General features: G+C 74.4%; 20 protein-coding genes and 1 tRNA gene. 4 read left to right on the forward strand and 17 right to left on the reverse strand.

The features are described from left to right. Nucleotides 1–28: 28 nt before the first annotated feature. Together map and ACI78Z_RS07420 are read right to left on the reverse strand one after the other, a co-directional pair. The gene (map, locus tag ACI78Z_RS07415; protein ID WP_457035884.1) at nt 29–799 is read right to left on the reverse strand and encodes a type I methionyl aminopeptidase; all 771 of its coding nucleotides are present in this window, start codon (nt 797–799) and stop codon (nt 29–31) included. An 89-nt stretch (nt 800–888) separates the two neighbouring features. Then, nucleotides 889–1,758, reverse strand: coding sequence for a polysaccharide pyruvyl transferase family protein (locus ACI78Z_RS07420; RefSeq protein WP_457035885.1), 870 nt, complete (start codon nt 1,756–1,758; stop codon nt 889–891). 102 nt (nt 1,759–1,860) lie between these two features. Between ACI78Z_RS07420 and ACI78Z_RS07425 the strand changes: the two genes are divergently transcribed. Then, nucleotides 1,861–2,370, forward strand: a complete 510-nt coding sequence (locus ACI78Z_RS07425; RefSeq protein WP_457035886.1) for a VOC family protein — start codon at nt 1,861–1,863, stop codon at nt 2,368–2,370. A gap of 64 nt (nt 2,371–2,434) precedes the next feature. Here the strand turns inward: ACI78Z_RS07425 and ACI78Z_RS07430 are convergent, their stop codons facing one another. The 9 genes from ACI78Z_RS07430 to ACI78Z_RS07470 all read right to left on the reverse strand — a co-directional run bounded on the left by ACI78Z_RS07430 (nt 2,435) and on the right by ACI78Z_RS07470 (nt 9,679). Continuing rightward, nucleotides 2,435–2,722 carry a GNAT family N-acetyltransferase gene (locus tag ACI78Z_RS07430; RefSeq protein WP_457035887.1) on the reverse strand — a complete coding sequence of 96 codons (288 nt, stop codon included), beginning with the start codon at nt 2,720–2,722 and terminating at the stop codon, nt 2,435–2,437. Between the two features lie 87 nt (nt 2,723–2,809). Further along, a tRNA-Met gene (locus ACI78Z_RS07435) sits at nt 2,810–2,883 on the reverse strand. 53 nt (nt 2,884–2,936) lie between these two features. Next, on the reverse strand, nt 2,937–3,362 hold the full coding sequence (locus ACI78Z_RS07440; protein WP_457035888.1) for an ANTAR domain-containing protein: 426 nt from the start codon (nt 3,360–3,362) through the stop codon (nt 2,937–2,939). A 229-nt stretch (nt 3,363–3,591) separates the two neighbouring features. Beyond that, nucleotides 3,592–4,488 (reverse strand): TauD/TfdA dioxygenase family protein, encoded by an 897-nt coding sequence (locus ACI78Z_RS07445; protein WP_457035889.1) that lies wholly within the window; start codon nt 4,486–4,488, stop codon nt 3,592–3,594. Between the two features lie 47 nt (nt 4,489–4,535). Next, complete coding sequence (locus tag ACI78Z_RS07450) at nt 4,536–4,625, reverse strand: putative leader peptide (RefSeq protein ID WP_457035890.1); 90 nt, start codon at nt 4,623–4,625, stop codon at nt 4,536–4,538. A gap of 368 nt (nt 4,626–4,993) precedes the next feature. Next, entirely contained in the window at nt 4,994–5,197 is a 204-nt protein-coding gene (locus ACI78Z_RS07455) for a cold-shock protein (protein ID WP_457035891.1), read from the reverse strand. A gap of 673 nt (nt 5,198–5,870) precedes the next feature. Then, a complete protein-coding gene (locus tag ACI78Z_RS07460; RefSeq protein ID WP_457035892.1) occupies nt 5,871–6,617 on the reverse strand; it encodes a DUF4386 domain-containing protein in 747 nt (248 codons plus the stop codon). Next, entirely contained in the window at nt 6,614–6,883 is a 270-nt protein-coding gene (locus ACI78Z_RS07465) for a hypothetical protein (protein WP_457035893.1), read from the reverse strand. The genes ACI78Z_RS07460 and ACI78Z_RS07465 overlap by 4 nt, the downstream gene beginning before the upstream one ends. A gap of 105 nt (nt 6,884–6,988) precedes the next feature. After that, the gene (locus ACI78Z_RS07470; protein ID WP_457035894.1) at nt 6,989–9,679 is read right to left on the reverse strand and encodes a LuxR C-terminal-related transcriptional regulator; all 2,691 of its coding nucleotides are present in this window, start codon (nt 9,677–9,679) and stop codon (nt 6,989–6,991) included. Nucleotides 9,680–9,973: 294 nt separating this feature from the next. Here ACI78Z_RS07470 and ACI78Z_RS07475 point away from each other — a divergent pair, with 294 nt between their 5' ends. Together ACI78Z_RS07475 and fxsT are read left to right on the forward strand one after the other, a co-directional pair. Next, a complete protein-coding gene (locus ACI78Z_RS07475) occupies nt 9,974–10,423 on the forward strand; it encodes a hypothetical protein (RefSeq protein WP_457035895.1) in 450 nt (149 codons plus the stop codon). Between the two features lie 393 nt (nt 10,424–10,816). Beyond that, on the forward strand, nt 10,817–13,393 hold the full coding sequence (gene fxsT / locus ACI78Z_RS07480) for an FxSxx-COOH system tetratricopeptide repeat protein (RefSeq protein WP_457035896.1): 2,577 nt from the start codon (nt 10,817–10,819) through the stop codon (nt 13,391–13,393). Between the two features lie 753 nt (nt 13,394–14,146). On the opposite strand, the gene ACI78Z_RS07485 is transcribed toward fxsT, so the two are convergent. The 4 genes from ACI78Z_RS07485 to ACI78Z_RS07500 form a co-directional block, all read right to left on the reverse strand. Next, nucleotides 14,147–15,061: an alpha/beta fold hydrolase gene (locus ACI78Z_RS07485; RefSeq protein ID WP_457035897.1), complete on the reverse strand. Its 915-nt coding sequence runs from the start codon at nt 15,059–15,061 to the stop codon at nt 14,147–14,149. Nucleotides 15,062–15,224: 163 nt separating this feature from the next. Further along, nucleotides 15,225–16,865 (reverse strand): LuxR C-terminal-related transcriptional regulator, encoded by a 1,641-nt coding sequence (locus ACI78Z_RS07490; protein ID WP_457035898.1) that lies wholly within the window; start codon nt 16,863–16,865, stop codon nt 15,225–15,227. 112 nt (nt 16,866–16,977) lie between these two features. After that, nucleotides 16,978–17,697, reverse strand: coding sequence for a hypothetical protein (locus tag ACI78Z_RS07495; RefSeq protein ID WP_457035899.1), 720 nt, complete (start codon nt 17,695–17,697; stop codon nt 16,978–16,980). Then, a complete protein-coding gene (locus ACI78Z_RS07500; RefSeq protein ID WP_457035900.1) occupies nt 17,694–17,975 on the reverse strand; it encodes a hypothetical protein in 282 nt (93 codons plus the stop codon). The genes ACI78Z_RS07495 and ACI78Z_RS07500 overlap by 4 nt, the downstream gene beginning before the upstream one ends. A 534-nt stretch (nt 17,976–18,509) precedes the next feature. On the opposite strand from ACI78Z_RS07500, the gene ACI78Z_RS07505 reads away from it, so the two are divergent. After that, a complete protein-coding gene (locus ACI78Z_RS07505) occupies nt 18,510–18,707 on the forward strand; it encodes a hypothetical protein (protein WP_457035901.1) in 198 nt (65 codons plus the stop codon). A 392-nt stretch (nt 18,708–19,099) separates the two neighbouring features. On the opposite strand, the gene ACI78Z_RS07510 is transcribed toward ACI78Z_RS07505, so the two are convergent. Together ACI78Z_RS07510 and ACI78Z_RS07515 are read right to left on the reverse strand one after the other, a co-directional pair. Then, nucleotides 19,100–19,726 (reverse strand): response regulator transcription factor, encoded by a 627-nt coding sequence (locus ACI78Z_RS07510; protein WP_457035902.1) that lies wholly within the window; start codon nt 19,724–19,726, stop codon nt 19,100–19,102. Further along, entirely contained in the window at nt 19,723–20,850 is a 1,128-nt protein-coding gene (locus ACI78Z_RS07515; RefSeq protein ID WP_457035903.1) for a sensor histidine kinase, read from the reverse strand. The genes ACI78Z_RS07510 and ACI78Z_RS07515 overlap by 4 nt, the downstream gene beginning before the upstream one ends. Nucleotides 20,851–20,870: the final 20 nt, after the last annotated feature.

Below are 20,870 nucleotides of genomic sequence, written 5' to 3' on the forward strand. Positions count from 1 at the left end.
GAACCGACCATGAGCTCACAACGGCGGCTCAGCGCGGGGCAGTGAGGATGCGGGGACCGTCGCCGGTGACCGCGACCGTGTGCTCGACGTGCGCCGCGCGGCTGCCGTCGGCGCTGTACAGCGTCCAGCCGTCGGCGGCGACCCGGTAGTCGTCGCTGCCGCCTGCCAGGAACCAGGGCTCGATCGCGATCACCAGGCCGGGGCGCAGCGGCAGCCCCCGCCCGGGCCGGCCCTCGTTCGGGACCGACGGCGCCTCGTGCATCGTGCGGCCCACTCCGTGCCCGCCCTGGTCGGTGTTGATCCCGCAGCCGCCGGCCCGGCCCACCGCACCGATCGCCGCCGAGATGTCGCCGACCCGGTTGCCGACGACGGCCGCGGCGATCCCGGCCGCCAGCGCGGCCTCGGTCGTCGCGACCAGCTCGAGGTCCTCCGGCCGCGGCGTGCCCACCGGGAAGGTGATCGCGGCATCGCCGACCCAGCCGTCGAGGGTGGCCCCGGCGTCGACGCTGAGCAGGTCGCCGTCCTCCAGCTCCTGCGGGGTCGGGATGCCGTGCAGCGCGACGTCGTTGACCGACAGGCAGACGACGCCCGGGAACGGCGGCGTGGTGGCCAGCGGCGCGTAGCCGAGGAACGGTGAGCCGGCGCCGGCGTCAGCCAGGACGGCGCGGGCCACCTCGTCCAGCTGGGTGAGCCGGACGCCCGGTGCCGCGGCGGCGCGGACGGCGGCCAGCATGTCGGCCACGACCGCTCCCGCGGCGCGCATGGCGTCCAGCTCACCCGGCGTGCGCAGCTCGATCAACGGTCCTCCTCGGGCCGGCGAGATCGCCGGTGTCGCGCGGATACGGGCCCCCAGCGTGCGAGATCGCCGATCTCGCCGGGAGGGCGGGTTCATCCGGCCAGCTGCTCCTCGACCCAGGCGCGCGCCCGGGCGTTGCCCGTTCGGCCCCGCTCCCCCGCGGCGCGTACCCGCTCGGCCAGCTCACCGGACAGGCAGCGCTCCAGCGCCGCGTCGAGGGCCCCGGCGGTCAGCTCCTCGGCCGGGACGACGAGCGGCCAGTCCAGTGCCGCGGACTGGCTGGTGACCTTGGCGCCGCCCGCGACGGGGTCGCAGGCGACCACCGGCCGGCCGTGCTTGAGACCGAGCACCAGCGCGTGCAGCCGCATGCTCACCACCACGTCGGCGCGGCGGACCAGCGCCTCGACCTGGGCCGGACGGCGGGCGTGCGGCTTCTCGTAGAGGTCCATGTCGAGCTCGAACCAGGGCAGCGCCCGGTCGGCCAGCCACTCCTCGATCGCGCCGCGGACCCGCTCGGCCTGGCTGCGCTCGCCGTACTCGCCCTGCACCGGCGTGAACGCCACCGCGACCACCGGCACGTCGGGCTCCGGGCCCTCGACGGCGAGGTCGGGGCGGGCCACACCGGGGGCGTCGCGCTCCCACACCCGGTCGAACAGGCGGCGGGCGGGCTCCTCCACCACCGAGACGTTGACCGCCCAGCGCTGCACGCCGGCGAAGGTCTCGGTGAGCTCGCGCAGCAGCGGCCGGTCGGCCAGCGGGCCGCTGACGAACACCAGGTGCGTGTAGTCGGCCGGGTCGACGTCCCGCCAGTCCACGCCGCGCTCCAGGTACGGCGCCCAGGCGACGTCGTGGTCGATCTCCAGGTCGGCGAGCCAGCCGGCCACCACGTCGGCACCGAGTTCGTCGCCGACGGTGGCGATGACCTCGTCGAAGGAGAACCACCCGGCGAGGAGGACACGCATGGCCACCACCCTCGCACCCACGGGTGACCAGGACGTGCCGGGGGAACGAGATCCTGGTCGCAGCGGTTGTCCCGACCGTCGTCCGTCCTGAGGAGATGCCCCGTGAGTGACACCGCCAGCGACCTGGACCTGACCGCCATCGAGCGGGAGCGCAGCCGGATCCGGGAGGCCCATCTCAAGCCCTCGGGCGAGCGGCCGGCGTCGACCGCCCGCGGCCTGCACCACACCGCGCTGATCAGCAGCGACGTCGAGCGGACCGTCCGCTTCTACCAGGACGTGCTGGGCTTCCCGCTGACCGAGCTGATCGAGAACCGCGACTACCCCGGCTCCTCGCACTTCTTCTTCGACATCGGCAACGGCAACCTGATCGCCTTCTTCGACTTCCCCGGCCTTTCCGTCGCCCCCTACGCCGAGGTGCTCGGCGGGCTGCACCACATGGCCATCAGCGTCGACCCCGAGCGCTGGCAGGAGCTGGTGCGGCGGCTGACCGGCGCGGGCGTCCCGCACGAGGTGCACAGCGGGGTCTCGGTGTACTTCCGCGACCCCGACGGTGCCCGGATCGAGCTCATCGCCGACCCGCTCGGCGAGATGTACGGCCACTACGTCCTCTGAGCCGCCGGCCCCGTCCCGGGCACCGCCCCGAGCCTGCGAGGGGTGGGGAGGACGGGGTCCTTCTTCACGCGGGGGCGTCGACCAGGTCGGCGTAGTCGGGGTGCCGGTCGATCCAGGCGCGGACGAACGAGCACCGCGGCACCGCGCGTCGCCCGTGGGCCCGGACGTCGTCCAGGGCGCCGCGGACCAGCGTGCCGCCCACGCCGCTGCCCTCGGTGTCGGGGTCGACCTCGGTGTGGGTGAACACGACCCGGTCACCCTGCTGCTCGTAGGCGGCCAGGCCCAGCACCCGGTCGCCGGCACGGGCCTCGTAGCGACCGGCCTCGGGGACGTCGGTGACGGTGAGATCCATGCCGGCTCCCTACCCCGCTCGCGGCGTGGAACCGCCCGGACGCGACGAGGGCCCGGTCACCGTGGTGACCGGGCCCTCGTGTGCGAGTAGCGGGGACAGGATTCGAACCTGTGACCTCTGGGTTATGAGCCCAGCGAGCTACCGAGCTGCTCCACCCCGCGTCGGTGACACCACCATACACGCCCCCGCCCGGCTCCCGCCGAACCCCCGGCGGTCAGAGCGTGCCGGTGTAGACCACCTGCTCCGCCAGCTGGGACACCTTGACGTTGCGGCGCATGCTCTCCTGCCGGAGGACCTCGAACGCCTCCTCCTCCGTGCACTGCAGCCGGGCCAGCAGGATGCCGATGGCCATCCCGATGCGGCGGTTGCTCGCCACGGCCCGCTCGAGGTGCTCGGCCCGCCCCTCGGCCGCCTCCGCCCGGGTGCGCAGCTCCGCCAGCTCGTCGGCCCTCGGCTCGACGGGGCGCCGGTCGCCGCGACCGGTCGTCGCCCGGTACTGCCGTCGTCGCTCGTCCAGCTGCACCCGGAGCTCGGCGGCGCGGGCGCGCGCCTCCCGGCCCGAGGCCCGCACGGCCTCCGGGTCCACGGACGCCCGTCCCGGGTGGATCGGCCGGTCCACGTTCTCGGTGGTGTCGGTCATCGGTCGTGCCGTCGTCTTCCTGCGACGCGGGGCCGGGGCACGTGGGTGAACCGCCGGCTGTAGCAACTCCATCATGACGGCCATCCCGGCCGTCCGCCGCCCCCTGCGGGTCGACGCCGGCCCGCCTGCCGGGCCGGTTGCCGCACTCAGGCGGGGCGCGGACGGGCGCAGGTCCTCGCGGGAGCCTGCGCCCGTCCGCGCGCCCGGTGGGTGGGAACGGGTCCCGGGGTCAGACGGGTGCGGGCCCCACCGGCTGGTCACCGCGCAGCGTGATCCGGTGCATGACGCGGCGCTGGTCGCCGTAGTCCCGGTTGGCGTAGTGGACCGTCGAGCGGTTGTCCCAGATGACGACGTCGCCGACCGACCAGCGGTGCCGGACGATGTGCTCGGGCTTGGTGATGTGGGCGTAGAAGAGGTCGAGCAGGTACCGGCTCTCGGCGTCGGAGACGCCCGTGATGTGGGAGACGAAGCCGGGGTTGACGAACAGGCTCCTGCGCCCGGTCTCCGGGTGCACCCGGACCACCGGGTGCTCGACCGGCACGAGGGCGCGGAACTCCTCCCCCTCCCACCTCGTCCGCTTCTCGCGCTGGGCGAGGTAGTAGCCGAACTCCCGCGTGCCGTCGTGCACCGCGACCAGCCGGTCGGCCAGCTGCCGCACCGGCTCGCTGAGCGAGGCGTAGGCGAGCTCGAGGTCGGCCCACTGGGTGTCCCCGCCCGTGGGCGGCAGGACGACGGCCCGCAGGACCGACCCCAGCGGCGGGCGGCGCACGAAGGTGACGTCGGTGTGCCAGACGTCGGCGAAGCCGCCCGTGGCGCTGTCGAGCGCGTAGATCTCCGGGTGCTGCTCGTCGACACCGGGGACCACCGGGTGCGACTCGGTGACCTCGCCCAGGCGGCGACCGAGCGCGATCTGGCTGTCGGGGTGCAGGTCGTGCTGGCCGGTGAAGAACAGCACCTTGTGCTCGGCGAGGGCGGCGCGGATGGCGCGGACCTGGTCGTCGGTCGCGCGGGCGAGGTCGACGCCGTGGACCCGGGCGCCGATGGACGGCTCGAGGCGCTCCACCTCGAGCAGGGCGGGCTCGGCGGCGGGGAGGGCTGCGGTCGCGGGGGCAGCGAGCAGGGTCATGGGAACAGGACTCCGGTGGCGAGGCGGAACGGGTGGCTCGGACGGCGTCAGGCCGGACAGAGCGCGCTCGCGCACCGCAGCAAGTCGACGTGCCGGCGCGCGACGAGCGCAATCCGCACAATCCCGACCAACTGCATGCGGATTACCGTAGCGGCTGTTCCCCCTCCCGTGTCGAGAGGGTCTCGTGGTCGTGCGTGTCCCGTCGCGGACCGCGGGGCGGGAGGCCGCGGGGCCGGGCGGCGACACGCTCCAGGAGCGGGCGGGAGCAGTGCGGGAGACCGGGAGCCGAGCTCCACCGGCCCGGCCGGGTACCTCGAGGTCGAGCCCGTGCAGTGTCATCCGACGCCGGGTCCCGGCGCCGCGGGGCGGTACGGCGTCCCTGGAGCCCACCGGACGATCCCGCCTGCCCCGGGACGAGGTCGGCGGCGTGGTCGCCGCGGACGAGGTACCCGTGGATGCGCGCGGGGGCCACGGCGCGTGTGCGCCGTGGCCCCCGAGCCGTGGTTCAGAGAGCGCGGACGTTCTCCGCCTGCGGGCCCTTCTGGCCCTGCGTGACGTCGAACTCGACCTGCTGCCCCTCGTCCAGCGACTTGTAGCCGGTGCCGCTGATGGCGGAGTAGTGGCAGAAGACGTCGGCGCCGCCGTCGGCCTGCTCGATGAAGCCGAAGCCCTTCTCCGCGTTGAACCACTTCACAGTGCCCTGAGCCATGTCGTTCTCTTCTCCGTGCTGGGGGTGTCGGGACCGACAGGCGCCGGTCCCGGGTCGCCGCACCGACCGGCAGGACCGAGAGGAACGTCAGGCAGAGACGACTGCGGACGTCCGGGAACGAAGCAGAGGTACGACAGCGACCGCGGGCCACTGTACGCGTCGTCCGCCGGGTTCCGGGAAGTGGACGTTCGTCACACGGACGTCACGACGGTCGACGACCGCCACCTGTACCGGGCGACGGTGGTGCTCCGTGATCCGCACGACCCCCCGGGCAGGTCGGGCTGCCGGCGTGGGTCGTGCGGTTCCGCCCGCCCGGCCGGCTCACCGTGGTCCACGGCGGGGCCGAGGCCGCTGTGGTGGCGCTGCGCTGTACCCGACCGCCCGGGTCCTGGAGCTCTCCGACCTCGGCGAGGCCGGCCCCACGGCACACGGCGCCACGGACAGCTGAGGTCCACGCCGGGCCACGTGCGGGGCCGGCCGGCGCCCGGGCCCACGACGGCTGTCGGGCCGGTCACCTCGATCACCTGGCCGACCCGCGGGGCCGCGATGTCGTGCATGGGGACGACGACGTGGCCGCGCTCGCGTCCGGTGTCGACGCAGCGGTGCGCCGCGGCGATGTCGTCGAGGTCGTGGATCCGATCCGGGCCGCCGGAGCGGCGGTGGACCGCGGCCCTCATCGGACGGCCTCCGAGGGCCGGAGCGCGGCGACGGCGGACGGCCGGAAGCCCTTGACGGTCAGGTAGATCCCGAGGGAGAACTCCCAGACGGCGATCGGGATCGTGGCGATCGCAGCGACGGGGGCCATCCGGTCGTAGAGGCCGAAGAAGACCGCGATGTCCGAGGCCAGCAGCAGCGGGGCGCCGACGAGGCCCATCGCCGGCAGGATGCGCGGCACCAGGCCGGAGCGGTACAGGACGTAGCCCAGGCACAGCGCGTTGGAGACCGGCATGAGGCTCTGCGAGAGCAGGAACGTCCAGTCGTAGGCCGCGGCCAGGGCCTGGCCCGTCGTGAGCAGCGAATCGGCGTCCGCGCCGACAGTTCCGGCGACGTCCTGCCGCAGGGTGACGACGGTGAGGACGCTCACGACGCCGACGATGATCAGGGTGGCTTCCACGACCCGGGAGGCGACGAAGCCGAGGGCGGCGGTCTCGCTCTGCCGCTTCGCCACCGGGAACAGCACCACGGCCGTGCCGACGCACGCCACGGCCACGACGACCTCGGAGAAGGCCGCCAGGAGCACGCCGGTGTCGCTGCCGGCGCCCAGGACGAAGTCGGCCTCGCCCCGCACGCCCTGGTACAGCGCGAGGGTGGGCATGGACACGAACGTGAGCAGGTAGAGGATCCCCGCGGCGCGGGAGGTGCGCCGCATCGGGTCCGTCGCGGGTGGGGTCGCTGCCGGGGTGTGCACGGTGGTGCTCATGTCGCGTCCCTTCCAGGGCGGGTGGGGTGGGCGGTGGGGTGGTGCGGCGGGTGCGGGTCGAGCGGGGTGACCGAGATCAGCGGCAGTCCGGTGTCGCGCACCTTCTGCAGCACGCCGTGCAGCGCGGCCTGGTCGACCACCGGGCCACGCAGCGCCGTCGTGCCGTCGTCGGCGGTGCTGAGGCTGAGCCCGTCGAACCAGGCGGCCCACCGGGGGTCCAAGCGGCCCTCCAGCCGGATCTCGTACCGCAGGGGTGATGCGCTCATCGCGTGCTTCTCGCTCTCGTCGGTGCGCGAAAGCTAGGAGCAGAGGTGGTGGGCGGGGATCACCACACCTGGTGATCGGGGTGGTGATCCCTGCCGCGACGAGGGTCAGGCCCGGGACCGGGCGAGCAGGTCGAGCTCGGCCGCCCGGCGGACCGCCGCCCGGCGGCTGTTCACGCCGAGCTTCGCGTAGATGTTCTTGGTGTGCGTCCGCACCGTGTTCAGCGACACGAACAGCTCGCGGGCGATCCCCGGGCCGTCGAGGTCGGATCCGAGCAGCCGGAGGACCTCCAGCTCACGCCCGCTGAGCGGCTCGACCAGGCCCTGCTGCACGGGCGTCCCGCCGTCGGCGGCGGGGACGGCGGCCAGCACCCGGTGGACGTACGCGGGCGAGTCCCCCTGCTGGGCCAGGACCTCCAGGAGTGGGGCCATCGACGGCCCCTCGTCCAGGAAGACGCGGACGTAGCCCTCCGGCTCCGCGAGCGTCAGCGCACGTGCCAGGGAGCCGAGCGCGCCCGTGAGGTCGCCCCGGGCCTGGTGGGCGAGCGCCAGCAGGACGAGGAGCTCGATGGCACTGCCCGTCCGGCCACCCCCTTCAGCCGCGTGCAGCAGACGCTCCAGGAGCCCGGTCGCCTGGCGCACCGGGACCGGGTCGCCCGCCGCCACGTGCTGCGCCAGGAGCGCCCGGGCCAGCGTGACGTGCTCGAACTCGTGCAGGTAGGACAGGTCGTCCTCGGCGGACAGCCCGCGCTCGCGGGTCCAGCCGAGCGCCTGCCCGACCCGGCCCTGGGCGAGCCGGACCCGTGCGCGCACCGCCGCGATCGGCCGCACGTCGGGGAACATGTCGCTGACGTACAGCCGCTGCGCCTCGTCCAACAGCTCGACGGCACCGTCGAGGTCTCCCTCCGCCTGGCGCACCCGCGCCATCGCGACACACCAGCGATGACGGTTCTGCGGCAGGCCGGCGTGCGCGCCCAGTGCCGCGCTCGCCGCCAGGTGCTGCGTCGCGGCCTCGAGGTCGTTGCGCTCGCGGAGCAGTTCGCTGATGCCCACGTGCATGTCCGCCGTGCCGTGCAGCACGGAGGAGCCGTGCGCCGCCGCGACGTCGAGTCCGTGCCGGTAGGTGGCCATCGCGTCGCCGAGCCGGCCCTGCGCGATCGAGATGTCGGCCAGCGCGAGGGCGACGCCGAGGGTGTCCGAGTGGTGGCCGGCCTCCTCCAGGTCACGACGCGACTCGGTCCACCACCGGTGCCCGGCCTCGAGGTCGCCGCTGCTCCAGTGCGCGAGCCCGAGCAGTCCGGCGGCCGACCCGCGCACCAGGTGGTCGTCGTCCGAGGCGAGGTCGAGCACGCGCCGGGCGTGGGTGACGGTGCCGGCCAGGTCGCCGGTCATCCGGGCCTGCGCGGCGCGGTACACCGCGACCTGGGTCCGCACGGCCCGGACCACGGCGTGGTCCGCCCCCGACGCCGCAGCGCCGTCCAGCCAGCGCTCGGCGTCGCGGAGGTGCTCGTCCACGCCGTCGAGTTCGCCGTGGACCAGGATCGCGCCCGCGTACCCCGCGCGGAGGACCGGCCGGTCCCGGAGCACCTCCTCGGGGAGCTGCCGGAACCAGTGGCGCAGCGTGGTCTCCTGGCGGTTCCGCCGTGCCGCGGGCATGGCCAGCTCCACGAGGTCCGCGGCCCGCTCGGCGTCCCCGCCGGCCAGCGCGTGGCGGATCGCCTCGGACGGCTCGCCGTGGTCCGCGTGCCAGCCGCTGGCCCGCCGGTGCAGCTCCAGGACGCGGTCGGGCTGCTCGGCCAGCAGCCGCGCGTGCAGGACGTCGGCGAAGAGGTGGTGATAGCGGTACCAGTGCCGGCGGTCGTCGAGCGGGACCAGGAACAGGTTCGCGCGGTCGAGGGCCTCCAGCACCGCCGTCCCGCCGTCCCGGCCGACGACGACGTCGCACAGCGGGCCGCTCAGCCGGCCGAGGACGGACGTCTGCAGCAGGAAGGACCGGACGTCGTCGGGCTGACGCTGCAGGACCTCCTCGACGAGGTAGTCGACGACGTACCGGTCGTCGCCCGCGAAACCGGCGATGAAGCCGGCGACGTCGTCCCGGCCCTGCATCGACAGCGCCGCCAGCTGCAGCGCGGCGATCCACCCCTCGGTGCGCGCCTCGAGCGCCGCGACGTGCTCGGCCGTCAGCGCCAGCCCCATCCCCTCGTCGAGGTACACCGCGGCCTCCTCGGCCGTGAAGCGCAGGTCCCCGGCGCGGACCTCGACGAGCTCACCGCGCGCCCTCCACCGGGCCAGCGGCAGCGGCGGGTCGGCGCGGGTGGCGATCACCAGGCGGATCTGCGGGGGCAGGTGCTCGAGCAGGAAGGCGATCCGCTCGTGCACGTCGCGCGCGGCGATGACGTGGTAGTCGTCCAGGACCAGGACCACGTCGTCCGGGACCGCGGCGAGCTCGTTGACCAGCGTCGCGACCACCTCGTCGATCGACGCGTGGGGCTCGCGCAGGAGCGTGCGCGCGCCGGCCGCCACCCCGGGCACCGCCGTCTCCAGTGCGGAGAGGAGGTAGGTCCAGAACACGACCGGGTCGTCGTCCCGCTCGTCGAGGGAGAGCCAGGCGGTCGACCGCCCGGCGGCGGCCAGCCACTCCGTCAGCAGCGTCGTCTTCCCGAACCCGGCGGGCGCCGAGACCAGCGTCAGGGCCGCCTCGTCCGCGCGGTCCAGGCGCTCGCTCAGCCGGGGCCGCACCACCAGGCCGCGCCGCCGCCGCGGGACGTGCAGCTTGGTCGTGAGCAGGGGTCCGATCACGACCACCTCCCTCGAGGGGTCAGACCCCGGCGTCCTCGGCAACTCGTCGCCGGCCACACCGTCGGCTCAGGACACGCATCGTGCCAGCCAGGACCGGACGCTGTCGACGGACCCCGAACCGGCCGCGGCCGACGCGCTGCGCCCGCGGCGACCTCCGGCGGATCGTGGGCGGCCGGGGCCACGACGTCACCACGTCGATCACATCGTGTGGTGATCCGCGGTCACCACGTCGCTCCCTACCTTCGGTCCCGCTCGCGGCGCCCGCCGCGGCCACCCGGGACGAGGGACACCGCCATGACCGCCTCCAGCACCCAGCCTGCTCCCGTCGCCGACCGCGGCGTCCGGGGCGACCTGCCGCCCTGGCGTCTGAACCTGATGCGGGTCGGATACGCCGTCATGGGCATCGGCCTCGCCGTGGTGAAGTGGCCGGTCGTCATCGGCTACGACGACTCCCTGCCGCTGTACGAGGGAGTCGTCGCGGTGCTCCTGACCGCCCTGTCGATCCTGGCGCTGCTGGGGCTCCGGTACCCGGTCCGGCTGCTCCCGGTCCTGCTGTTCGAGTGCCTGTGGAAGCTGATCTGGCTGCCGGTCGTGGCCCTGCCCGCGGTGCTGGCCGGGGACGTGGACGCGGCCCTGAGCGAGACGATCACCGATTGCTCGCTGGTCGTCGTCGTCCTGGCCGTCGTCCCGTGGCGGTACGTCTGGCAGCACTACGTCGTGGTGAGGGGCGACCGGTGGCGGTGAGCAGCCGCCTGACCGGCAGGTCGACGAGGCACGCCGGGCGGAGGCGGCCCAGCTGGTCGGCACCGCGGGCGGGGCGGCCGTCGCCGACCCCCGCACGTGCGACAGGGGCCCTCACAGGATCTGTGAGGGCCCCTGTCCGGTGGTAGCGGGGGGACCGGCCGAACCACCGCTCCCACTGTTGGACTTCGTCCGTTTCCGCAGCTCACAAGCCGCTGCACAGGCATCTGCACACCCCCGCCCTGGTCCGTTTCCCGACCCGGCTTGCTGGCCCGCCGGGATACGCCGATGATCTTGGCACGTGCCACGGACAGCGGTGCGTGACCGATGGAGCCGATCCGAGGTCCGGCTCCGTAGGGTCTCCCGTACGGCGGGTGATGGGTGTAGCACTGGTGCGTGAGCGGTCGCAGGACCGACTTCTTCATCAGCCACGCCGGCCGGGACACCGCCTGGGCCGAGTGGCTGGCCTGGCAGCTGCAGCAGGCGGGGTACTCCGTCGAGCTGGATGTGTGGGACTGGGCGCCGGGTGAGGACTTCGTGGCCCGCATGCAGACGGCGCTAGAGCGCGCGGACCGGCTGCTGGCGGTGTGCACCGATGCCTACTTCTCCAGCGCCTTCGGCGGCGCGGAGCTGCGCGCGGCCTTCGCCCAACACGCAGTCGCGGAGGGGCGGATTGTGCCGGTGCTGGTCGAACCGGTCACCCTGCCACCGCTGTACGCACCGCTGATCCACGTCGACCTGACGGGTTTGGACGAGGCCGCGGCGGCGACCCGGCTGCACTCCCGGCTGACCGGTGGGCGGCCCACAGCCGCGCCACCGTTCCCGAGGGCCGGAGCGGCGCCGACGGACAGGCCGCGGTTCGCCGGCGCCCTGCCGGCGGTGTGGCGAGTGCCGCCGCGCAACCCACGGTTCACCGGCCGCGACGGCATGCTCACCGAACTGCGCCGGCGGCTGCACGCCGGCGAGGCCACGCTGGTGGTGCAGGCGCTGTACGGGCTGGGTGGGGTGGGCAAGACCCAGCTGGCGATCGAGTACGCACACCGGTTCGCCGCCGACTACGACCTGGTGTGGTGGATCGACGCCGAGCAGCCCGTGCTCATTCCCGACCAGCTCGCCGCCCTCGCCGCCCGGCTCGACATCCCAGCCGGGCCCACGGTGACCGACACCGCAGAGCGGCTGCTGGCCGCGCTGCGCGGCCGGACCGGTTGGCTGCTGATCTTCGACAACGCCGAGCGGCCCGGCGACGTCGCCGGCTACCGACCCGGCGGCGCCGGGCACGTGCTGATCACCTCCCGCTACCCCGGCTGGGGCGCGCTGGGCGGGCGGCTGGAGGTGGACGTGCTGACCCGAGCGGAGACGGTCGCGCTGCTGCAGGCCCGGATCCCAGCCCTGAGCCAGGAGCTGGCGGACGAACTCGCCGCCGAACTCGGGGACCTTCCGCTGGCCGCCGCGCAGGCCGCCGGCTACCTGGAGCAGACCGACCTGCCACCGGCGGACTACCTGCGCCGCTTCCACGCCCACCGCACCAGCCTGCTGGCCCGCGGCGACGTGGTCGGCTACCACGGACGGCTGGACACCACCTGGGCGCTGTCCCTGAACCGGCTCCGTGTCGAAGACCCGGCCGCGGTGCAGCTGCTGGAGCTGGCCGCCTTCCTCGCACCCGAACCCATCCCACTCTGCCTGGTCAGTGACCATGCCGCACTCCTCGACGAGCCGCTACGCAGCGCCGCCGTCGACCCCGACGTGCTCGTCGACAGCGTCGGCACGCTGGTGGGCTACTCCCTCGCCCGCCGCCATCCCGACGGTTTCCAGGTGCACCGGCTGGTGCAGGCGGTGATCCGCCACCGGCTTCCCCCCGACCGGCAGCAGGCCACCGCCCAACGGGTGGCAGCGATGCTCACCGCGGCCTCCCCCGGCGACCCGGAGGATCCGGTCAGCTGGCCCGCCTACAGCCAGTTCGCTCCGCACGTGCTGGCCACAGGCGCGCTGGGTGACCACTCTCCCGTCGGCCGGCGACTGGTCTTGGACACCATCCGCTATCTCCAGTCCCACGGCGACAGCCACGGTGGCCGAGCCGTCGTCGAACAGCTGCTCGACCGCTGGCGGTCGATCCTCGGCGCCGACCATCCCGACACCCTGAGCGTCGCGAGCACCCTCACCCTCGCCCTGATCTCGGTGGGCGAGGCGGGGCCGGCCCGGGCCCTGGGCGAGGACACGCTGCAGCGGAGCCGCCGGGTCCTCGGCCCCGACGACCCGACCAGCTTGTGGGCGGCAGTGGCCCTGAGTCAGGCCTCGAACGAGCCGGGCGGGGCGGGGCCGGCCCGCGCGCTGGGCGAGGACACGCTGCAGCGAAGCGGCCGGGTCCTCGGCCCCGACCACGCCACCACCCTGTGGGCGGCGAACGCTCTCACCCTCGCCCTGGACCTGTTGGGGGAGGTCGAGCCGGCCCGCGCCCTGGGCGAGGACACGCTGCAGCGGAGCCGCCGGGTCCTCGGCCCGGACCACACCACCACCCTGTGGGCGGCGGCCGCCCTGACCCATGCGCTGGTCGCGGTGGGCGAGGCGGAGCCGGCCCGCGCCCTGGGCGAGGACACGCTGCAGCGGAGCCGCCGCGTGCTCGGTCGCGACCATGCGATCACCTTGTTGGCGGCGGCCGCCCTCACGCTCGCCCTGGCTGAACTGGGGCAAGCCGAGCCGGCCCGCGCCCTGGGCGAGGACACGCTGCAGCGCTGCCGCCGGGTGCTCGGCCCAGACCACCCGACTTGCCTGTTGGCGGCGACCGCCCTGACCCTGACCCGCGTCCAGGTGGGCGAGGCGGAGTTGGCCCGCGCGTTGGGCCAGGACACCCTGCGGCGCTGCCGCCGGGTGCTCGGCCCAGAGCACCCGATCACGTTGCACTTGACCCGGGCCGCCGATGTCGGCCCTATACCCGGTAATGATCCTGCCGCCGACCGCCCGGGCCGGCCGCCGTGAACGTGGACCCATGGAACTCGTGCCGCGTCGCGGAAGAGGACGCCACAGACCGAACGTGGGTGATCCTGTCCGACCAGCGAGCTACGTTCCGACCATGTCCACGAAGCCGCCCACACCGCGCTCCTCCCCCGCCGGGGACGGCCGCTGGTGGGACGGCTCCCACTTCGCGGTGCCCGAGTCCCCCTTGAGCACGCAAGGCGCGTGAGGCGAGGGCCGTTCAAGGGCCAGCATCGGGGTCCTTGCCGGGGCGCTTGCACGATCCCGCGCCGCTCGAGACAAGTCCTCCGTCGGCGTCGGTCCGTGACGAGCAACACAGCCAAGACGGTTGCGAACCGTGCTGACTCGGGACGGTGATCGATGTCGGTGGCTCGATCCGCCCCGCATCGCCTCGGAATTCGCGCCGATCTTGACAGGCTTCTCGGACGGACCTGATCTCCGGGACGATCCCTCGAGGCTCTGAGGCCCTTCTGTCCCGGCCGGCGAGGGTGCAGCGGAAGGACCCCTGTGCCCGGCGGTCCCCGCCGCCGCAGCAGGAGACCAGTGCGGTGGGAACTGCAAGGCGCTACCTCGGGAACCGCCGGCCGAGCAGCATCCCGGTCAGCGGGGCGAGCGGGTCGCCGGCCGAGCATCTCGTCGGCGGCGTCGTCCTGGGCGATGCGGAGGGTCGGTACGCGACGATCCTGCCCCACCCCGCGACCACGACGTCGCTCCCGTCGCACCGCACCACGGCCGACGCGGACGGGCGTCCTCTGATCAGGCCGGCACGTGGCGGCGGAGGGGCCGGGCCAGCGCCGCCCGCAGCGCAGCGACGGCGGCGTCCGGACGTTCCCAGCAGGGGTCGTCACGGGTGTCCTCGATGACCTCCAGCGGCCAGCCGAACCGGGCGGCCGCGGCCTCGGCGATCCGCAGCCGGTTCTGCAGGTCGTGCCGCCCCCAGATCATGGACACCGGCATGGAGAGGCGGGCCAGGTCGCGGCGGCGGATCGGCAGCATGCCGAAGGCGCTCACCAGCGAGAACACCGCCGACCGGCTGCCGGGCTGCCGCGCGCGGTCGAGCGCGTAGTCGGCGAAAGGATCCCAGCGCGGCCCCAGGTCCCGTCGCATGCCGTCGAAGTCGTACATGCAACGGCCGAGGAAGCGGTCGCGGCTGCGTTCGGTCGGGTGCGCGAGGAACCCGGCCAGCGGGCCCGCGAACGACGGCGCGGGTCGGCTGGCGGCCAGGCCGGTCGAGTCAATCAGCACGATGCGCTCCGTCGGTCCGCCGTTGATGGCGTGGCGGAGCGCGAGGGCGCCGCCGGCGAGGTGACCGACGAGCGCGGGCGGCCCGGGGCAGGTCTGCGCGACGAGGGCGCGCAGCCAGTCCAGCCAGCGCTCGGCGTCGAGCGGCCCGTCACCGGGAATCCCCGAGGCACCGTGGCCGGGCAGGTCGGGCACCACCACGCGGTGGGTCTCCGTGAGCGGGGCGACGACGCGGCCCCACAGGGCGGCGAACTCCCCGGGGCCGTGCAACAGCACGACGGTCGGGCCCTCGCCGCCCTCCAGGACGACGGTCGGGATGCCAGCCGGCTCGAGCCGTCGCTCGGCCACCGGCAGGTCCCGGACGGTGCCCGCACGGATGCCCACGTCGGTGCCCGGGCGGGTCCGGCCCGTTCGGTTGGTGGATCGCATGACGGCCTCCTCGGTCTCGTCCGTCTCGGATGCCGTCGACGCTAGGAACCCGGCCGTGTCGTCGGCATCGACCAGGAGGACCAATCCGGCGAGCCGCCCGCGTGGTCCGAACGGTCCACAGTCAGGGCCCATCGCCACCGGCGAGAACCCGCTCCCGCGGCGATCAGACGAGGTCGTGCTGCACGGCGAAGGCCACCGCGGCCGCGCGGGAGGAGACCCCGAGGCGGCCGAACACGTTCTGCAGGTGCCGCCGCACGGTGTGCTCGCTGAGGAAGAGCGCGTCGGCGATCTCTCGATTCGTGCGCCCCTGTGCCACGAGCCGGAGGACCTCCAGCTCCCGCTCGGTCAGCCCGCTGGGACGCGAAGGGGTCTCCGGGGACAGCAGGGCAGCCACCCGCGCCAGATCGTCGACCGCGCCCAGCTCCTCGAAGGTGTAGCGGGCGGCGTCCCACTCGAGCAGCGCCCCGTCGGTGTCGCCGAGCGCCGCACACACCTCGCCGAGCAGGATGCGCACCCGCGCCGCCTCGTACGGCACGCGCAGCTCACGCCAGTCCCGCCAGGCGCGGCGGAGGACAGGCCCCGCCTCCCGCGCTGCCCCCTCCGCCAGCAGGACGGATCCGACCGCGGTCGCGGCGATCGCCCGCAACCACTCCCCCGACTGCCCGTGGGCCACCGCGTCCAGCTCGTCCGCGGCCTCGCGGGCGGCGACAGGGTCGCCACACGCGCAGCGCACCTCGCTCGCCGCGGCCAGCAGGGGCCAGCGGTCGGCCGTGGAGGTCGCCGTCGCCAGCGCGGCATCGACCGCGGAGCGGGCCTCCGAGCTGCGCCCCTGGGCCAGGCGCAGCAGGAGCAGGCCGGGCTGCGGCGGATGACCGTGCCGGCTCGCCAGCCGATAGCAGTCCTCGGCGTCGTCGTGCCGCCCCTGCCGCCGATGCAGCTCGCCGGTCTCGTACCAGGCCATCCCGACGGCGGGCTGACCGGCGGGATCGGCCAGCCGCGCCCGCGCCCGGGTGATCTCCGCCATCGCCTCCGGCCAGCGGCCCTCCATCGTGAGCACCTGCGCGCGGTGTACCAGGCACTGCCCGCGGTAGGGCACGAGGTCCGGCTGGGCGGCGCACCACCGGGTGAGCACGCCCGTCCACTCCCGCGCCCGCTGCAGGTCGAACGCCTGGTGGCAGGTCCGGATCACCGCGCAGTAGACGATGCCGACGGTGACTGGTGAGACGTGGTCCGCCGTGACGGCGACCATCGCCTCGTCCAGGAAGGCCAGCCCGGTCTCGCGCCGGCCCCGCGCGATCATCGCCTGCCCGCTGCCGCAGACCCCGAGAGCCGTGACGTCGGTGTCGCGGAAGCGGGTGCCGATCGCGACCACCTGCTCGAACACCTCCGAGGCGGCTTCGCCGTCCCCGGACGAGAGGTGCTGCAGAGCCGTCGGAATCAGCAGGAGGCCCTGCTCCGCGCACGACGGGTTCCCGGCGTCGGTGAGGGCGCGGTGTGCGCGGGACAGCCAGCCCCCGCCCCGGGCGGGCTCGTTCCGGAGGAACAGGGCGAGGGCCAGCCAGAACGCGTCGCGTGCGGCCCGGCGGGGGTCGTCCGCGTCGAGGAGCAGCCGCACGCAGCGCTCCATCGCCTGCTCGTAGGCGTCGTCCCGCCCGCTGAGATAGGCCGCCAACGCGAGGCGTTCCAGGTCGTCCGCCTCCAGGTCGCCGTCCCGGTCAGCGGTGCGGAATGCGTCGTAGGCCCGAGTCCACTCCCGTGCGCGCATGGCGTCCCGCCCCGCCGCGACTTCCTCCGCGAGCGTCATGCCGCTGCACCCCCACCCAGGGAACCGCACCACGTCCGAACGGTCTAGGCTTGCGGCCCCGTCTCCGGCAGATCGTCAGGAGCCCTCGGAGACGGGCCGACCCGGACTGCCGTCAGCCGGCTGCCGGCGGTCGCCCCGCCACCGTGCCGACGAGGGGCCACAGGCTGACGACGAGGGCGGCAGCGCCCACGATCAGCGCTGCCCCGAACGGGAGGAATCGGGACACACCCGCCACGGTCAGCGCTCCGACGACCAGCGCGGTCGCCGATCGGCCGAGGACCCCGGCGCGCACGACGGCACAGGCGACGCAGGCCAGGCCGACCGCGAAGACCGCGGCCGAGCCGACCAGCAGCGGCCGGAACCAGGCGTCCAGCTCGAGCAGCACAGCCTCGGCATCGGCCCCGGCCAGGGAGGCCGCCAGCACCGCGATCTCCATAGCGGGCAGCAGCGCGAACAGGGTGCTGCCGACGACGACGAACGGCACCGAACGACCACTCCACCGCCACTCGCCACGACGCCGCACGGCCGCACCGACCGCGAGGAACGCGAGTGCGACCAGTGCCGAGGCGACGGCCACCCCGAGGTGGGCGAGGGACCACCTGGTCGTGTCCACGGTCAGCGCCGCCGCGACGTCGTGCTTGTGCCGGAGGTCGGCGACGAACGGGTGGTACACGAGGGCACCGAGCAGCACAACCGGCCCGACGGCGACGGTCGCCGCGGCCAGGGTGCGCCGCGCACGGCTCCACGCCCCTGGGCCGGACCCCGCCGAGCGCACTGAGGACGACGGTCCGGTCGTGCCGGCCGCACGTCCAGGGGACGTGATCGCGGTCATGCCCGCACCCCCGTCACGATGCGGTGGAGCGGCCAGAACTCCGGGGACGGCGGCGGGCCCTGGGCGCCGGCCGCGCGCAGCGCCGGCGCGAGCTCCTCGCGCACGAACCGGCGCGCCTCATCCTCGCTCTCCCACACCTCGATCACGCGCCAGCCGCCCTGCAGGCCGGGCCCGGCCACGTGGACGCTGCCGCCGAGCGGCAGGGTCATGCCGGACGAGGCCCGCTCGTAGATCTCCTGCGAGCCGTACGAGTTGTCGATGAGCATGACGACGGACATTCCGACCTCCTCGGATCCCGGAGTGGTGTGCCTGACGTCCACCGACGCTAGGAATGCCGGGGCGGCGCCACATCGACCGAAGCAACCAACCCACGACGTCGGCGGGGTGGTCGGAACGGACCATCCGGCGCAGACGGCGGCTCGGTCGAGCAGCCCAACCGGACGCCGAGTCACCGCCTTCTCGGAGACCACGGGACAGCCGGTCCCGAGAGGACATCCGAGGCCCTGGGCGAGGACACGGTGGAGCGCTGCCTCCAGGTGCTCGGCGCCGACCACCTGATCACACTGCTGACGGCAGCCCGCAGGTGACCGTGGTCGGCATCGACGTCCTGCCCAGCGTGCTCGCCCTGGCCGAGCAGGTCCGCGCGGCCAGCCCCGCGGCCGACCGGGTGGTGCTCCGCCAGCAGGACGTCGCGACGCTCGATGTGCAGGACACCTACGACCTGGGCTGGGTGCCGGCGCCGTTCGTCCCCGGACCCGCGCTGCGGCCGGGCCTCTGGGCAGTCACTCGAGCTCCGGCCAGGCGGCTGGCTGATGCCCGGCCACGGCAAGTACGTCGGCAACCCGGTCGACGACGCGCTCAACCGGTTCAAGACCGTCGCCTACGGCGACACCGCCCTCGACGACGCCCGGGCGCAGCAGGCGCTGGTCGACGCGGGACTGGACGCGGTCACCACCACGCCCACAGCCCTCGGCAGCCCGGCCATCACCGTGGGTCGCAAGCCGGCCTGACCGCCTCGCCGGCTGTGACGCGCAGACGCGACAGACGACACATCCCACGACCTCATTGCTTCCCCGCGAGGGCCCGGGACGGTGGTCTCCAACGCCGAAGACCCGGCCCCCTGCGGGTGAGCCGGGTCCTCGGACTGTGTAGCGGGGGGACCGGCCGAACCACCGCTCTCGCTCTTCGACTTCGCCTCTTTCCGCAGGTCATGGCCTCATGCCTACGCATCTGCACACCCCCGTGGTGGTCCGTTTTCCCAACCCGCCGTCGTGGAACGCCTGGATTCGACGATGATCATGACACCGGTGTCGGACAGCGTGATCTCGCCGACGCCGCGGTCCGTCCGACCGCCGCGCCGGCCCACCGCGTCCGCGTGGCGGCGGGACTCCGGGCCCAGCGGCTACGGCTTGGCGAGCCCGTGCTGGTACGCCCATCGGACCGCCTGGGCGCGGTCGCGCGCGGCGATCTTGGCGAAGATCCGGTTGATGTGCGTCTTGACCGTCGCCTCGGAGACGACCAGCCGGGTGGCGATCTCGACGTTGGACAACCCGTCGGCGATGAGCGCGAGCACCTCGGTCTCCCGGTCGGTGAGCGGCGCCGGACCGCCTCCGGCGGTGCGGCCGTGCAGTACCTGGGCCTGCACCTGGGGATCGAGCAGCGCCTGGCCGGCGTCCGCGGCGGCGACGGCGCGGGCGATCTCGGCCATGCCGGCGTCCTTCGTCAGGTAGCCGCGGGCGCCGGCGCGCAGGGCGGCGAGCACCGAGTCGTCGTCCGCGTGGGTGGTCAGCACGACGACCTCCACGTCGGGGTGGTCCCGGCGGATCCGGCGGGTGGCCTCGACGCCGTCCATCACCGGCATCCGCAGGTCCATCAGGACGACGTTCGGCCGCTGTTCGGCGACCAGGTCGATCGCCTGCGCGCCGTCCTCGGCGACGCCGACGAGCTTGAGGTCGTCGACCAGTTCGAGCAGCGCGGTCAGCCCCTCGCGCACCAGGCGCTGGTCGTCGACGACCAGGACCCGGATCACGCCGGGACCTCGAGACGGACCCGGAACCCGTCTTCGGCCGGCCCGGCATGCAGCCACCCGCCGAGCAGGGCCGCGCGCTCGGCCAGACCGGACAGGCCGTGCCCGCCGCCGGTGCCGTGCAGCGCGGCCCGCTCCTGGCCGCCGCGGTCGTGGACCTCGACCACCGCACCGTCGGGCCGCCAGTCCAGCCGGACGTGCACCGGAGCGCCGGCCGCGTGCTTGCGGGCGTTGGTCAGCGCCTCCTGCACGGTGCGGTAGACGGCCAGCGACGCCTCGGGGGCCAGCGGCACCGGTTCGCCGCGGACGTCGAGGGAACACGGTGTGCCGGTGGCCGCCTCGTGCTGCGCCAGCAGCTCCGGCAGCGCGTCGGGTCCGGGCACGACGTCCCCGCGCAGCGTGGAGACCGCCTGCCGGGCCTCAACCAGCCCGCCGCGCGCCAGTTCGTGCGCGCGGGCCAGGCCGCCGGCCAGGGGGTCGGCGGCGCGCTCGGCCCGGACGGCGAGGGCTTCCAGCTGCAGGACCAGCGCCGAAAGCGTGTGCGCGAGGACGTCGTGCATCTCCCGCGAGATCCGGGTGCGCTCGGCGAGCGCCGCGGAGGCCTTCTCCGCCTCCCGGCTGCGTTCCAGCTGCACGACCAGCTGATCGGCCCGCGCCCGCTGCTCCTGCTCGCTCTGCAGCAGCAGGCCGAACAGGAAGAACAGCGCCGCGCCGCCGGTCACCACGGTGATGAAGACCCCGGCGTTCGGCGCCTCGAGCGCCAGAACCACGTCGAAGAGCAGCACGCTGACGGCGGCGACCGCCACGGCCGTGCGGCGCGGCAGCCGCAGCGGCGCGTAGGCCACGCCGAGGTACAGCCCGATGCCGCCGGTGCCGGTCGGGTCGCCGTGCCGGGCGGCGGCCGAGGCCACGGCCATCACCAGCAGCAGCACCACGGTGATCCGGATCGGTGCGTCGAACCACAGCAGGAAGACCAGCGCCGCCGCGGCGTAGACCGCCACGGACAGCGTGACGAGCAGGGCGTCGCCGGAGGTCCCGAGCCCGACGCTGCTGCCGGCGTTGGCGACCACCACCAGCGCGACGACGGCGAGCCCGACCGGGAGGACCCACCGCCGCTGCCCGTGCACGGACGACAGTCTCCACCCAC

This window comes from Geodermatophilus sp. SYSU D01176 (assembly GCF_054050015.1).